We start from the raw sequence: 13940 nt of genomic DNA on the forward strand, positions 1-13940 counted from the left end.
CAATGAGTGGCAATGCACGCACGGGAGAGCGGCGTGGCCTGATGTTCGTGCTGTCCTCACCCTCGGGCGCGGGCAAGTCGACGCTGTCGCGGATGCTGGTCGAGAATACGCGCGGTCTGCGGATGTCGATCTCGGCGACGACGCGGCCGATGCGGCCGGGCGAAGTCGAGGGCGAGCATTATTACTTCATCGACAAGCCGCGCTTCGACGCGATGGTGCTTGCGGGCGAATTCCTCGAACATGCGCCGGTGTTCGACAATCATTACGGTACGCCGCGCGCGCCGGTCGAGCGGGCGCTCGCAGCCGGCGAGGACGTGCTGTTCGACATCGACTGGCAGGGTACGCAGCAATTGCGCGAGAAGGCACGGGCCGATGTCGTCAGTGTCTTCATCCTGCCGCCGTCGGCATCTGACCTCGAACGCAGGCTGCACACGCGCGCGCAGGATTCCGACGCGGTGATCCGCGGGCGGATGGATCGTGCGACCCATGAACTGAGCCACTGGGCCGAATACGATTATGTCGTGATCAATAACGATCTCGGCCGGGCGTTTGGCGAGATCGAGACGATCCTGCGCGCCGAGCGGCTGAAGCGCGAACGCCAGACCGGCCTTTCGACTTTCGTGCGCGATCTGCAGACCCAGTTGAAGAAGTAACGCGCACGCGTTGTGCCGGGGCCATATCCGGAATCTCATATCTATCTCTGATAGCTCACCGAGTCCTGATCCCCTCCATTTGGGGGAGGGATGCTGACTGTTGCCGCATAGAAGAATCGGATTCCGAGATAATCAGAGATTGTTCTGCACTCTTATCGCAGTGCGATAAAACAGGGTGCCTCATTTCAGCTATGAGCTTTGCTTCATGGCATAGCTATTCCGCGCCTCCCATACTGCCCCTGATTTGAAGAAGTGCGGCTGCTGCAATGCAGACCGCATCCTGGGTAGGGAAACAAAATGTATGCAGAATAGAGGTTCAAGGAGAATTTCGGCGGCCGCATCGCGCACTAGATGAGCCGGCCTCTCAAAGGCGCAAAACGGAGCGACACGGAAACGCTCGTTTGCGCCCGCCGAATCCGCTCAAGCCGCCGATCATGAACGCCGCATTCGATGCCTGGTGTCGGCAGACTGCTGCCGCCGCACTGACGACGTTCGCGCATTAGGTCGGAAATACAACAAGAGCCGGCGCTCCGAGCCGGTCATCACTCAAAAACAGTGGCTTGAACCCTGCCGGGGCGAGCCGCCGCCAGACACCTTTTGATGAAAACAGGGGAGGATATGACTATGAGTTCAACCAAAGAGGGCGCCGGGGAGCCCCCGCGCCGCCAATATGTGGTCGCAGGCCTTGCGAGCATGATAGGCACCACCATCGAGTGGTATGATTTCTTCCTGTACGGCTCAGCCGCTGCGCTGATCTTCAACAAGATCTTTTTCCCGAGTTTCGATCCGATTTCCGGCACGCTCGCCGCGTTCGCGACCTATTCGGTCGGCTTCTTCGCACGTCCGCTCGGCGGCATTGTGTTCGGTCATTTCGGCGATCGCGTCGGCCGCAAATCGATGCTGCTCATCACACTGGTGCTGATGGGCGTTCCGACGATGCTGATCGGCCTCATCCCATCCTACGAAACCATCGGCTATTGGGGCGCGGTGTTGCTCGTCATCATGCGCTTCCTTCAGGGCGTCGCTGTCGGCGGCGAGTGGGGCGGAGCCGTGCTGATGGCGGTTGAACACGCGCCGGAGGGCAAGAAGGGATTGTTCGGCAGTCTGCCGCAGGCAGGCGTCGGTCCCGGATTGCTGCTGTCATCGCTCGCGCTCAGCATGGTCGCGGCGCTGCCCGAAAAAGACATGCTGACGTGGGGCTGGCGTCTGCCGTTCCTCGCGAGCGTCGTGCTGCTCGGCATCGGCTGGTTCATCCGCATCAAGGTCGCAGAGTCGCCGGACTTCGAGGTGATGGAAAGCAAGGGCAAGAAGGTCGGAATGCCGGTCGTCGAAGTCTTCCGCCGCTATCCGCGTGAAGTGCTCGCGGTGATCGGTGCGCGGCTTGGCGAAGTCACATGGTTCTACACCGTGGCCAGCTTCTCGCTCGCCTATGCCGCCGGCACGCTCTCCATCCCGCGGACGGTGATCCTCGACGCCACCATCTGGGGCGCGAGTTTCCTTCTGTTCACCGTGCCGATCTTCGGCATCCTCGGCGACAAGCTCCAGCACAAATGGGTGTTCATGATCGGCGCGGTCGGTGTGGTGATCTGCGCCCCGATCTTCTTCAGCCTGCTCGCGACCAAGGATGTCTTCTGGATCAACGTCGCCATGGTCATGGCAATCAGCCTTGTGTACGCCAGCCTCTACGGCCCGGAGGGCTCGCTGTTCTCCAATCAATTCCCGCCGGAGGTTCGCTACACCGGCATCTCGATTGGTGTTCAGGTCTCCGGCGCGCTGGGTGGCGGTTTGGCCCCGATCATCGCGACCTGGCTGCTTGCGCGTAACAATGGCGATCCGCAATATGTCGTCTGGTATCTGAGCGCGCTCGCCGTGATTGCCTTCTTCAGTGCGTGGAGCATGCATGCGGCCTCGAAGTACTCGGCGTCGGCGCGGGAGGCGGCGGCAACAGCATGACGCAGATCGACTACTATTTCTGGATGAACTCCGACTGGGCCTATCTCGGTGCAGACAGGCTCGACGGAATCGCCCGGAAACACGGTATTCGCATTCGCTACATGCCAGTGGACCTCCCGGACGTCTATGCACGGACGGGAGGTCAACTGCTCGGCAAACGCTCACCCGAGCGGCAAGCCTATCGGGTGACGGAGCTGAAGCGCTGGTGCAAGGCGCTCGGCATCCACGTCAACCCGACGCCGAAATACATGTGCCCGAATGCCGATGCCGCATCGCGCATCGTGATCGCTGCGGACCGCAAGGGTCTTGCGGTCACGCCGCTCTACAAGGCGATTCTGCATGCGGAGTGGTGCGAGGACAGGGACATCTCCGACATCGCCGAGTTGCGGGCTATCGTGTCCGCGCTCGGGCATGACGCAGACGATCTGCTGGCAGCTGCGCAGGCGCCGGAGATCGAGACGCTCTACCGGCGCTACACCGACGATGCGGTGAAGGCCGGCGTGTTTGGCTCGCCGTCCTATGTCTTCAACGGCGAGTTGTTCTGGGGGCAGGATCGCTTGGCGATGCTCGATGCCGCGATTACGGAATCGCAGCAAATCGCATCGCGATAACGTCCGCTGTTCAACTGCGGGCAGGAATCGCGGAAGGCTTCGCCTTGCCCGGTTCGCGCCGTGCCGCCTGTCGCAACAGCCGCTCGATCTCGTCGAGATCCTGCGGTGCCTTTACAGCGGGCGCGCGGCGTGAGGGTATTATCATCTCCGCGTAGGCGGGCTCTGCTTCCGCCTCGCCGTTCTTCGCCCAGATGTTGCGTCGCTCTCTGGCCGGGGCGGACGTGATGCGCGGCGCGCGCTTCAAGTAGCGGAAGGCGACCGCGCCGAGGATAGCGAGAATCCCCAAGCCGACGAACAGAACGCCGAGCGCGATGCGCCACGGTGCAAGGTTGAGAGCTGAGTTGTTGTCATCATCGGCTGAAGGTGGGAGCGGGGCCTGCGCGGCAGGCGCCGCAGCCTGAGGTGTAACGCGTGGTGCAAGACCCGTGGTCTGGTCTGATGGCGTTTCGGCGGCCGAGAAGCGTGATGATAGCGGGGCGGGAGTCGAGGTGAGGTTATCAGGCTGCGCCAGCATCAGTGACGGCTGTTCTGCGGGAGGCGCGTTATTGTCGGCGGAGGTGGACGGCTCCGGTATGGAAGACGTCATCGCATGCTCGGCATCTGCTTCGGACGGGCTTTCATTGCGGGCGTCTGCGATGTTGCGTTGTAGCGGCGCGGCCTGTGCAGCCTCCGGCTTCGGATCGGGCGCGGGCTTGGTATCTGGCGCAGGCTCCGATGCAGCGGCTGCCTTGGCGGCAGGCTTGTATGTCTTCAGTCCGGCTTCGCCGAGATACCAGCATTTCGCCTTTGTCTTGCGGTCGAGGTGATAGTACCAGTGCTTGCCTTGCGGTGCCGCGCCTTTGGGTGCGGCATGGCAGCTGGTGGCGTCGCTGGCTGGTTGCTGCGCAAATCCCGATGTCGCGCCGGCGAGCAGGGCACACAGCGTGGCCGCAGCAAGTGTCGCGTAGTGTTGTCTCATGGCTTCCCCCACGTCGGAGATGACGTCGCGTGACGAACGTGGGCGGATCGTTGACAACGAGCAGGGCCGCAATAGGCCGCAAATGCGAAGCCTATGGGACGAAAATGCGGCATGGCGCGTCGCATGGAACGCTGCCGGTTTACTGCGCGCGAAGCGTTCGCGCGCTTTCACAGCGCGGCGTTTTAGTCTTCGTTGGTGAGGATGATGCGTCCCGTCACTTCGCCTTGACGCAGCCGTGCCATCCAGTCGGCAGCATCGCGCAGGGGCGCTTCATGCATCGGCGGCTGCGCGATACGGCCGCTCTGCGCGAGCGCGAGGAGTTCACGCGCCTCATCGAGCGTACCGGTCATGAAACCTTCGATGCTCATCCGCTTGTGAACGAAACTCACTACGGGTATCGCGAAGCTGCCGCCGATTAAGCCTGACACGACGATCTTGCCGCCGCGTGCGAGCGCGCCGACGGCAAAATTCAGCGAAGCCTCGTTGCCGGCGAAATCGATAATCACATCGAATCCGCCGCCGCTGTCTTTCAGCATGCGCCGCGCCGTCTCGCGCGGAGCCGGATCGTAGGCCGTGGTGGCACCTGCCTGGAGCGCGGCGGCGCGTGCACTCTCGCTCAGGTCGGCAATGGCAATGGCCTCGATATCCATCGCGCGGGCGATTGCGAGTCCCATCAGGCCGACACCCCCCATGCCGATCAGAAGAATGTTGCGGTGGCGCGGATGCGAGAGCGCACGCTTCAACGCGCCATAGGCGGTGAGGCCCGAGCACATCAGCGCGGCGGCGAAGCCTGCGGGCAATGGATCGTAGGCAAGAAGATAACGGCTATCCGGCACCACAACGTGGCTCGCAAATCCGCCGTCGAGGGCGACGCCGAGATAGCGGTTGCGCGCGCACAGGTTCTCGTCGCCGTTCACGCAGTCGCGACAGGTGCCGCAGCCGATCCACGGAAAGACCACGCGCTTCTCGCCGACAAGGTCGCGCGGTGCATCCGGGCCTACGGCTTCGACGGTGCCTGCAATCTCGTGACCGAGCGTGAAGGGCAGCTTGATGCCGCGCGTGATGTCGATGCGCTGGCCTTGCCCGGCGTCGAAAAAACCATCCTGCAGATGCAGGTCGGAATGGCAGAGGCCGCAGCGTGCGACGCGCAGCAGCACCTCGCCGCCTTGCGGAGAGGGCGCCTCCACAATCGTCTCGCAGACCGGCGATCCGAATTTCACGAGAGACTGACGGTGCATCAGGGCCATGGCGACGCTTCAATCAGGCTTTGAGTTCGATGAGGCGGTTCGCCATCGCGACAAAGCCTGCGATCGACACCGTCTCGGCACGCCGGGTCGGATCGACGCCAGCGGCTTCCGCAAGCGCTGCGGGATCGACACCGAGTGCTTTCAGGCTCTGGCGCAGCATCTTGCGACGCTGGTTGAACGCAGCCGCTGTGACTTGTTCCAGCGCGCGGCGTGAACACGCCAGCGGTGCCGCGCGCGGTGCGAGGCGTACGACGGAGGACATCACTTTCGGTGGCGGCACGAAGGCACCGGGTGCGATGTCGAACAGGATTTTTGTTTCCGCGCGCCAGTTCGCGAGCACACCGAGACGGCCATAAGCCTCGTCGTTTTCCGTCGCGACGATCCGCTCAGCGACCTCGCGCTGGAACATCAGCACCATCATGTCGAACCATGGCGGCCATGGCTCGACCGACAGCCAGCCTGTGAGCAGCAGCGTCGCGATATTGTAAGGCAGGTTGGCGACGATCCGCGCTCGCTCGCCTTGCAGCAGCGGCGTGGGATCGAACGTCGTGGCATCGCCATGAATGATCTCGAGACGACCAGGATAACGTCGCGCGATCTCTTCCAGCGCGGGGATCGCTCGCTCGTCGCGTTCGACCGCGATGACGCGCTTGGCACCGGTTGCAAGCAGCGCGCGCGTGAGCCCGCCGGGGCCGGGGCCGATCTCGATGACGGTGACGTCGTCGAGCGGACCTGCAGCGCGCGCGATCCGCGCCGTCAGGTTGAGGTCGAACAGAAAATTCTGGCCGAGCGATTTGCGCGCGAAAAGATCGTATTTGCGGATCACCTCGCGCAGCGGCGGCAGATCGTCGATCTGGCTCATGTCGCCGCGCTGGTAGCGGCCATGCGTGCGGCAAGGCGTAGCGCCGCGATCAGGCTCGAGGGGTTGGCGCGGCCGCTGCCTGCGATATCGAACGCGGTGCCGTGGTCGGGCGAGGTGCGGATGAACGGCAGGCCGAGCGTGACGTTGACGCCGCTGTCGAAGGCAAGCGTCTTCACCGGGATCAGCGCCTGATCGTGATACATGCAGATGGCGCAGTCGTAGGTCTTGCGCGCGGCCTCATGGAACATGGTATCGGCAGGCAACGGGCCACGGGCGTCGATGCCCTCGCGGCGTAGGTCCTCGACGGCGGGCGCGACGATGGCGCCGTCCTCCTTGCCGAGCGTGCCGCCTTCGCCGGCGTGAGGATTGAGTCCGGCGATCGCAAGCCGCGGCGAGGGCAGGCGCAGCCGCTTGCGCATATCGGTAACGACGATGCGTGCGGTCTCGACGATCAGTTCGCGCGTGAGCGTTGTGATCGCCTCGCGCAGCGGCAGATGAATAGTGACGGGCACGACCGCGAGCGTTTCCGACCAGATCATCATCACGGGCTTCGGCGTCTTGCCATGCGTTGCGGCAAGCTCTGCGAGAAACTCGGTATGACCGGGGTGCTTGAAACCAGCCTCGTAGAGGACGCTCTTGGCGATGGGGTTGGTGACGACGGCGGACGCCACGCCGGCCTTCACATCCGCGACGGCTTGCTTGATCGAGGCGATGGCGGCGAGGGCGCTCGTCGAGTCGGGCGCGCCGGGCGTTCCGGTTGCGACATGGCCCGTCGGCGCGACAGGCAGAGCGCGGGGAAAAATCTCCGCAGCACTCTGCGGCGAAGTTTCGGCGATCTCGATGCGAACGCCGAGGCGTTCGGCGCGGCGGCGGATGAGGTCGGCGTCGCCGATCAGATAGAAGGGAGGCAGATTGTCGGTGCTGCGCTTCAGCCAGGCGGCAATCGTGATGTCGGGCCCGATCCCGGATGGCTCACCGAGCGTGAGAGCGAGCGGGGCTTGGCGCATGGGTTTTATGTCTGCCTGTACTCTATTTCTGCTTGTATTCGATCATCGCGCGTTTGCGAAGGTCCTCGAGATAGGACTTCGACTTCGCCTCGTATTTCTGCGCGAACAGCTTGTCGCGTGCGGCGCGCTTTGCAGGCGTATCGGCGGTCGTGACTTGACGATTGCAGAGCGCCACCATCTCGATGCCCTGACGGGTGACTTCGGGGGCCGTCATGCGGCCGACCGGCGTCTTGTCGAGAAGCTCGCGCAGGTTTGGCGGCAGGTCGGCAGACGTCTTCACGATGGTGTCGCGGATGCTCGCCTGACGCAGCGACTTGAAGACGCGGGTTGCCTCCTCGCAGCTCTGAATGCGCTCGCGAAGCGCTTCAGCTTCTTTCTTGCGCTGCTCGACAGCGCCCGAGGAGCCGCGTGGCACGAACAGCACGATCGGGCGCATGTGATATTCGTAGCTTTCGGTTCGCTCGCCCGAGGGGTTCTCACCCACGGCAGCCTGCACGTCGCGCTCGCCGACAAGAAGGCTCTGTTTGAAGCGGCCGCGCACCAGTGCGCCCCAGGCCGTATCGGCCTTCAGGCGAAACTTCATGGTGTCGGGTCGCACGCCCTGAGCCTGGAGAACCTGCGCGAGTTGGTCGGATGATATCCGCATGCGCTGGGCCATGCCGGCGAAAGCGCTATCGACGTCGGAGGCGCTGAGGTCGACGCCGAACTTCTTGGCTTCCTTGATCTTGAGGCGGTCGTCGATCAGTTCCTGAAGCGCCTGCTGCCGTGTCGGCGCCTTGCGGGTCGTGAGCGTGATGAGCTTGGTGCGCTGCTCGATATCGTAGGTGGTGATCGGCTCGCCGTTCACCATCACGACGATGCCCTGCGCCTGTACGGACGGAGCAGTCACGGCGAGGATGATGAAGGCCGCGAAGGCAAGAGCAATGCGGCTGACAAAAACGGAAAGGAGAGGCGCGTTCATCGTCACTTTGCTGTCGGGTTTCATCTCGATCAAATGCGCAGCATAGCCGTGCAATCGACCGTAATTATGTCACGGCGTCGTGGCTGAAGAGACGTTCTGCGAGAGCGATGTTCCGCCGATCGTGCGCAGACCGAGCTGGACCATGACGCGGTGATCGGTGACAGGAGCAATGCTGCCGATCGTCGTGTAGTTGTAGTCGGTCACGTAGTTGACGGCGAGCAGGAAGCAGTCGTCAACGTAGCCGGCACCCACGATGTACTGGTTGACCTTGCTGTTGGCGAGGTCATAGCGCAACCCGCCGGAGACCTGCCAGTTCTCGGCGAGCTTGAACGAACCGGTGCCGAGCAGGCCCTGACGTTCGGTGAGGAAGCCGAGTTCAGGCTGCGGCGCATACTTGCCGTAGAGCAGGCTGACCGACCAGCGATCGAAGTTCGCCCGGCCCTCGGCCTCGAAACGCTTGATGTCCATCGACGCCTCGTCGAGCCGGAAGCGCGTCGTCACGCTGAAGATACGGTTCGGCGCGTAGGAGAGGCGACCGACGTAATCGGAGGCAGGCTTGTCGAGGCCGGAACCGAGCCCGGTGTTGGTGAGGCTCTGCACCGCGTAGGAGTTCAGGCCGAACAATTGATAGGATTGGCCGAACAGCATGTTGATCGAGCCGCCGCGGTCGAATTGCGTGGTCGCCTGAACGCCGACGTTGGCGCGGCCGCCGCCTTCCACGCGGTCCCAGCCGGAGAATTTGTTGACGCTGAACAGGTTCGAGTCATCGAACGTCAGGCTCTGTGCGTCTTCGTTCGGAAGCCGGCCGGGGTTGATCTCGTTCGGGCGAACGATGACCTGCGCGATCGGCTCGATCGTCGTCGTGCCCCACGGCTGAACGTTGATGAACGGGTAGCGATATTCGAGGCCGACCGTCGGCATCAGGCGAACGGCCTGATGGTCGCCGGGCGTGATGAAGCTGGAGACACCCGGATCGTTGTCGATGTTGGCGTGGATCACATCACCGCGCAGCGAGAAAAACGGCGTGAACAACTGGCCCCACGGATCGGTGAAGGTGCGCCGCCACTGAGCCTCCGCCGAGAGGCGTGTGTATTCGCCGGGCACGCCACGCAGAACGCAATTGGCCCGGTTCACGGTGTCGGCGCCAGTGAGGCACGATGGCGGAATGACACCCAGGTTCGTTCGCGCCTCTGCCTGAGCGGCCGCGGAAATCCCGTCAAAGTTCGCCTGACCGCGCGTCAGGTTGACGAAATTCGCCTTGTAGCTGAACTCGCCGCCGAGAAGATTGCGGTTGAGGACATTGTTGTAGTCCATCACCGGCGCGACGACCGGGATCTGACTCTGCACGTCCGCGGCGTTGAAGCCGAAATAGTAGATCGAGCGCAAGTCGAAGTAGCTGCGGTTGCCGACGCCGGTCAGGTAGGCCTGCGAGACGCCTTCGGTCGGCGTCAGCAGGAACGAGCCGAGCGGGTTCTTGTAGGGGCCGAGCTTGTAGTCGCTGAAGAAGCGATTGTCGGTCGCGATCGTTGCGGTCCAGCCCACGACCCATTTGTCGTTCAGCGCGAACTGGCCGTTGGAGTCGAGGCCGCTGCGCCAGTTGCGGTCGCCGACCTGTCCCGCATAGGCGCCGGGGTCCTGCTGGTTGATGCCGTAGGCGCGGATTTCATACGCGCCGTTGATAAGACGATGGCGGAAGTCGATCTGGCCGAGCACGCCCTGGCGCGAGGAAATGCGCGGCGCGATGGTCATGTCGTAGTTCGGTGCGATCGCCCAGTAGAACGGAATCTCGGCGCTATAACCGGTGAACGAGTTGTAGCTCGCCCACGGCATCAGGAAGCCGGTCTTGCGCTTCACCGTCGGGTCGGGCGTCGAGAAATAGGGCAGATAGGCGAGCGGCTGGCCGAAGAATTCGAGGCGGGCATCCTCGAAATAGAGCATCTGCTCGGTCTTGTTGTGAATGATGCGCGCGGCTTTCACCTGCCACAGCGGCGGGCGCTGCGGGTTGTCGCGGCAGGCGGCGCAGGCGGTGTAAGTGCCGCTCTGGAAGATCGTAATGTCGCCATTGGTGCGGTCGGCGCGTGCGGCCGACATCCGGGTCTCGTCAGGCGTGTTGAGCCGCAGGGAGTCGACGAAGCCGTCACGATAATCGTCGGACAGATCGAGCAGGTTGGCGTTCACCACCTTGCCGTCGGCTTCGGTGAGGCGGACGTTGCCTTCGGCGTGCAGACGTTTTGTCTTCTGGTCGTAGATAACCTTGTCGGCCTCGAGCGTCGAGCCGTTGTAGTAGATCTGCACGTTGCCGACGGCGGCGACGCGGTTGTTGTTGTAGTCGTAATTGATCTCAAGCGCCTTCACGAGCATCTGCCCGCTATTGGCGTTCGGATCCTTCACCGGCGGCGGTGCCGGCGGGCGGCGGTTGTAGACGAACCGACCCTGAGCAACCGCGGCAGGAACATTGGTGAAGAGGATCGCGCCTGTGCCGAGCACCAGAGCGAAGGCCGCAGCAAGGCGATAGCGGCGCAGCCTCATGCGCCGCCTGAACCCAGGCGTCCGTCGTTGGAGGGCGGCAAAACCAGCCACTACCCGTCCTCCTGATGCAGCAAGGCCAAAAAGCCGATGAGGCCGCCGACGCAGACAGGCAGCCATGCGGCAGCGAGTGGATGCATCAACTCGGCCTTGCTTAAATCCTCAGTTACTTTCGACAGGACATAGAGCAGAAAGCCCGCTGCCACGCCACTTAAAACCATCTTTTGGACACCGCCGAAACGGAAGAACCGCAGGCTGACGGCGGCCGCCACCAGCACCATCGAGGCCAGCAAAAACGGCCTTGCCAGCAGCTTTTGGTACTGCAGACGGTATCCTGCTGTGGCCAACCCCGAGCTTTGAGACGACCGGATGTACTCCGGAAGTTGCCAAAATGACACAGTCTCAGGGGTGGCAAAGCTGTTCCGGACCTGTGAAGGCGTCAGGTTGGTGCTCAACAGAAAGCTGTCGTGGGGAATCGGCGCGGCCGTCATGGAATAGATTCGCGCGCCGCCGAGCCGCCACTGGCCAGGCTCCAGATTGGCGTCGCGGGCATCGATTCGATCGCGGAAGCTGCCGTCCGGGTTGAAGCGGAACACGGTTACACCCGAGAGGCGGGTGCCCTGATTTTGGGAGAGCGCCGCGCTGATGATGGATTGCCCTTCCGACGTCACCTGGTTGATCCAGGATTGAGCGACATCCTGAACGCCGCCATTGGAGAAGAGTTGTGCCTCCATCTCCTTGCTGCGTTCCTGCATCGCCGCCGAGATCGGGTTGTAGGCAACGGTCGCGAGGATGCCCATCACAAGCGCACTGACGAGCGCGGGGGTGATGAACTGCCACGCTGAAATGCCGGCGGCACGCGCCACCACGAGTTCAAGGCTGCGCGATAGTGCAAGATAGCAGGACATCGCGCCGATCAGGATGCAGAACGGCATCAACCGCTCGAGCAGTTGCGGCACACGAAACAGCGAGGTCTGCGCGACCATGAAGGCGGACGCGGTGGGGATGCTCGACGTCCGCCGCACCATCTCGATGTAATCGACCAGCACGAGCAGCAGGAAAATACCGAGGAACACCGCGCAGGATGCGACGATGAAACGCCTGGCGAAATAACGGGCGAGCGTTGTGGTCAGCATGCGACCGGCCACCCGTTTGCAAAGATGTGTGCGGGAGAAAGGGAGCGTGCGAAAGCACGCGGCGACCCGAGGAACGCTGCACGACAGACCAGCGCCGGGACCGGCATCGCTGCCGCGCCCCTGCAGGCGAACTCAATCGACGCCATTGCGCAGTGGTATCCCCATCTCTCCCGTACGCCACCGATCCGGATCGGAATTCCTGGAATCCCGATCCCCCGTGGAAAGGTGTCGCCCGAGTTCACTATAACTCATACTATCCCGTTGATCCGCCGATAAAATGGCTGGCCCAAGGCAGCGCGGGCGGCGTGGTTAACAAAACCTGCGCACGTGACCTTGGTGCCACGATTCGGAACGATAAGGGAGTTGATGCAGGGTCGGCAAAAGGAGGGGACGTTCGTCGCGTGAGGGCGTTGCCTCCGCCACTTTGCAGGGAGCGTACGGAGGCGCATATAGTATGGCTCCCGCCGCAGCATTCAGCAGCACGATCCACGTTTGGAGAAATTGTCCATGACCGACGCCGTCAAGGTCGGCTTTGTCCCGCTTTCTACCGCGCCGAAGGGCGTCCTCGTCGTTTTCACCGATGAATCGATGAAGTTCGGCCCTGCAAGCCGCAAGCATCTCGTAAACGCGGGCGATGTCGTGAAGCGCGCGGCCGCGGCCGCCGAGTTCAAGGGCAAGAGTGGTTCGGCGCTCGATATCCTTGCGCCGCAGGGTGTGAAAGCTGCCCGGCTGATCGTGGTCGGCACCGGCAAAGCCGGCTCCGTGAAGGATGAGGATTTCATCAAGCTTGGCGGCACCGCGACCGGCAAGATCGGATCGAACGCGAGTGCGGTGACGCTTGTCGCAGAACTTCCGGGCGGCGCGATGAAGCCGCATCAGGCGGCAGCCCTTGCCGTCGGCGCGCGGCTGCGTGGCTACAAGTTCGATCGTTACAAAACCAAGACGAAAGACAAGGACAAAGCGCTTGTCGCACAGTTCTCGGTCGCGGTTGCCGATGTGGCGGCGGCCCGCAAGGCGTTTATCCGCGACGCGCATGTGGCGAACGGCGTCGTTCTTGCGCGCGAACTCGTCAACGAGCCGCCGAATGTGCTGTACCCGGCCGAGTTCGCCCGCCGCGCCGCGCAGTTGCGCAAGCTCGGCGTGAAGGTCGAGATTTTCGACGTCAAGGCAATGGAAAAGCTCGGCATGGGCGCGCTGCTCGGCGTTTCGCAGGGCTCCTATCATCCCGGCCGTATGGTGGTGATGCGCTGGAACGGTGCGTCCAACAAGGCCGACAAGCCGGTTGCGTTCGTCGGCAAGGGCGTCTGCTTCGACACCGGCGGCATCTCGATCAAGCCGGCCGGCAGCATGGAGGAGATGAAGGGCGACATGGCGGGCGCGGCCTGCGTCGTCGGCCTGATGCATGCGCTTGCCGCGCGCAAAGCGAAGGTGAACGCGGTCGGTGCCATCGGCATTGTTGAAAATATGCCGGACGGCAACGCCCAGCGTCCCGGCGATATCGTCAAGACGATGTCGGGCCAGACCATCGAGATCATCAACACCGATGCGGAAGGCCGCCTCGTGCTTGCCGACGTGCTCTGGTACGTCACGCAGAAGCACAAGCCGAAGTTCATCGTCGATCTCGCAACGCTGACCGGCGCCATTCTGGTCGCGCTTGGCACCGAATATGCGGGTCTGTTCTCCAACAATGACCAGTTATCGGAGCGGCTTTCGAAATCGGGCGATGCCACCGGCGAGCGTGTCTGGCGCATGCCGCTCGGGCCTGAATTCGATAAGCAGATCGATTCCAAGTTCGCCGACATGAAGAATGCGGCCGGACGCTGGGGCGGCTCGATCACGGCTGCGCAGCTTCTGCAGCGCTTTGTCGACAACACGCCATGGGCGCATCTCGATATCGCGGGCACTGCGATGGGCGCACCGGCGACCGACATCAACACGAGTTGGGGGTCGGGCTACGGCGTGCGCCTTCTCGATCATCTCGTCGCGCAGCATTACGAGACGAAGCGATAAGGCGGCGACCTGCACT

Annotated in this window: 11 protein-coding genes; 4 read left to right on the top strand and 7 right to left on the bottom strand. The window is 63.0% G+C overall.

From position 1 onward, the window contains the following. The first annotated feature begins 2 nt into the window (after positions 1-2). The 3 genes from gmk (at position 3) to OCA5_RS08490 (ending at position 3217) form a co-directional block, all read left to right on the top strand. A complete protein-coding gene (gene gmk / locus OCA5_RS08480) occupies positions 3-653 on the top strand; it encodes a guanylate kinase (protein WP_012563502.1) in 651 nt (216 codons plus the stop codon). A 624-nt stretch (positions 654-1277) separates the two neighbouring features. Further along, on the top strand, positions 1278-2606 hold the full coding sequence (locus OCA5_RS08485) for an MFS transporter (protein WP_013913052.1): 1329 nt from the start codon (positions 1278-1280) through the stop codon (positions 2604-2606). Beyond that, complete coding sequence (locus OCA5_RS08490; RefSeq protein ID WP_012563500.1) at positions 2603-3217, top strand: 2-hydroxychromene-2-carboxylate isomerase; 615 nt, start codon at positions 2603-2605, stop codon at positions 3215-3217. Before OCA5_RS08485 ends, OCA5_RS08490 begins: the two co-directional genes overlap by 4 nt. Before the next feature lie 10 nt (positions 3218-3227). On the opposite strand, the gene OCA5_RS08495 is transcribed toward OCA5_RS08490, so the two are convergent. The 7 genes from OCA5_RS08495 to lptG all read right to left on the bottom strand — a co-directional run bounded on the left by OCA5_RS08495 (position 3228) and on the right by lptG (position 11914). After that, positions 3228-4175, bottom strand: a complete 948-nt coding sequence (locus OCA5_RS08495; RefSeq protein ID WP_012563499.1) for a hypothetical protein — start codon at positions 4173-4175, stop codon at positions 3228-3230. A gap of 182 nt (positions 4176-4357) precedes the next feature. Further along, on the bottom strand, positions 4358-5422 hold the full coding sequence (locus OCA5_RS08500; RefSeq protein ID WP_012563498.1) for an alcohol dehydrogenase: 1065 nt from the start codon (positions 5420-5422) through the stop codon (positions 4358-4360). A 13-nt stretch (positions 5423-5435) separates the two neighbouring features. Then, positions 5436-6284: a 16S rRNA (adenine(1518)-N(6)/adenine(1519)-N(6))-dimethyltransferase RsmA gene (gene rsmA / locus OCA5_RS08505; RefSeq protein ID WP_012563497.1), complete on the bottom strand. Its 849-nt coding sequence runs from the start codon at positions 6282-6284 to the stop codon at positions 5436-5438. Further along, positions 6281-7291, bottom strand: coding sequence for a 4-hydroxythreonine-4-phosphate dehydrogenase PdxA (pdxA, locus tag OCA5_RS08510; protein ID WP_012563496.1), 1011 nt, complete (start codon positions 7289-7291; stop codon positions 6281-6283). The genes rsmA and pdxA overlap by 4 nt, the downstream gene beginning before the upstream one ends. Positions 7292-7313: 22 nt before the next feature. Then, entirely contained in the window at positions 7314-8276 is a 963-nt protein-coding gene (locus tag OCA5_RS08515; protein ID WP_013913053.1) for a peptidylprolyl isomerase, read from the bottom strand. Positions 8277-8321: 45 nt separating this feature from the next. Continuing rightward, positions 8322-10781, bottom strand: coding sequence for an LPS-assembly protein LptD (locus tag OCA5_RS08520; RefSeq protein ID WP_012563494.1), 2460 nt, complete (start codon positions 10779-10781; stop codon positions 8322-8324). A 50-nt stretch (positions 10782-10831) separates the two neighbouring features. Next, a complete protein-coding gene (lptG, locus tag OCA5_RS08525) occupies positions 10832-11914 on the bottom strand; it encodes an LPS export ABC transporter permease LptG (protein ID WP_013913055.1) in 1083 nt (360 codons plus the stop codon). Positions 11915-12421: 507 nt separating this feature from the next. On the opposite strand from lptG, the gene OCA5_RS08530 reads away from it, so the two are divergent. After that, positions 12422-13924, top strand: coding sequence for a leucyl aminopeptidase (locus OCA5_RS08530; protein ID WP_012563491.1), 1503 nt, complete (start codon positions 12422-12424; stop codon positions 13922-13924). Positions 13925-13940 lie beyond the last annotated feature (16 nt).

This window comes from Afipia carboxidovorans OM5 (assembly GCF_000218565.1).
In the GTDB taxonomy this organism is placed as follows: Bacteria; Pseudomonadota; Alphaproteobacteria; order Rhizobiales; family Xanthobacteraceae; genus Afipia; species Afipia carboxidovorans.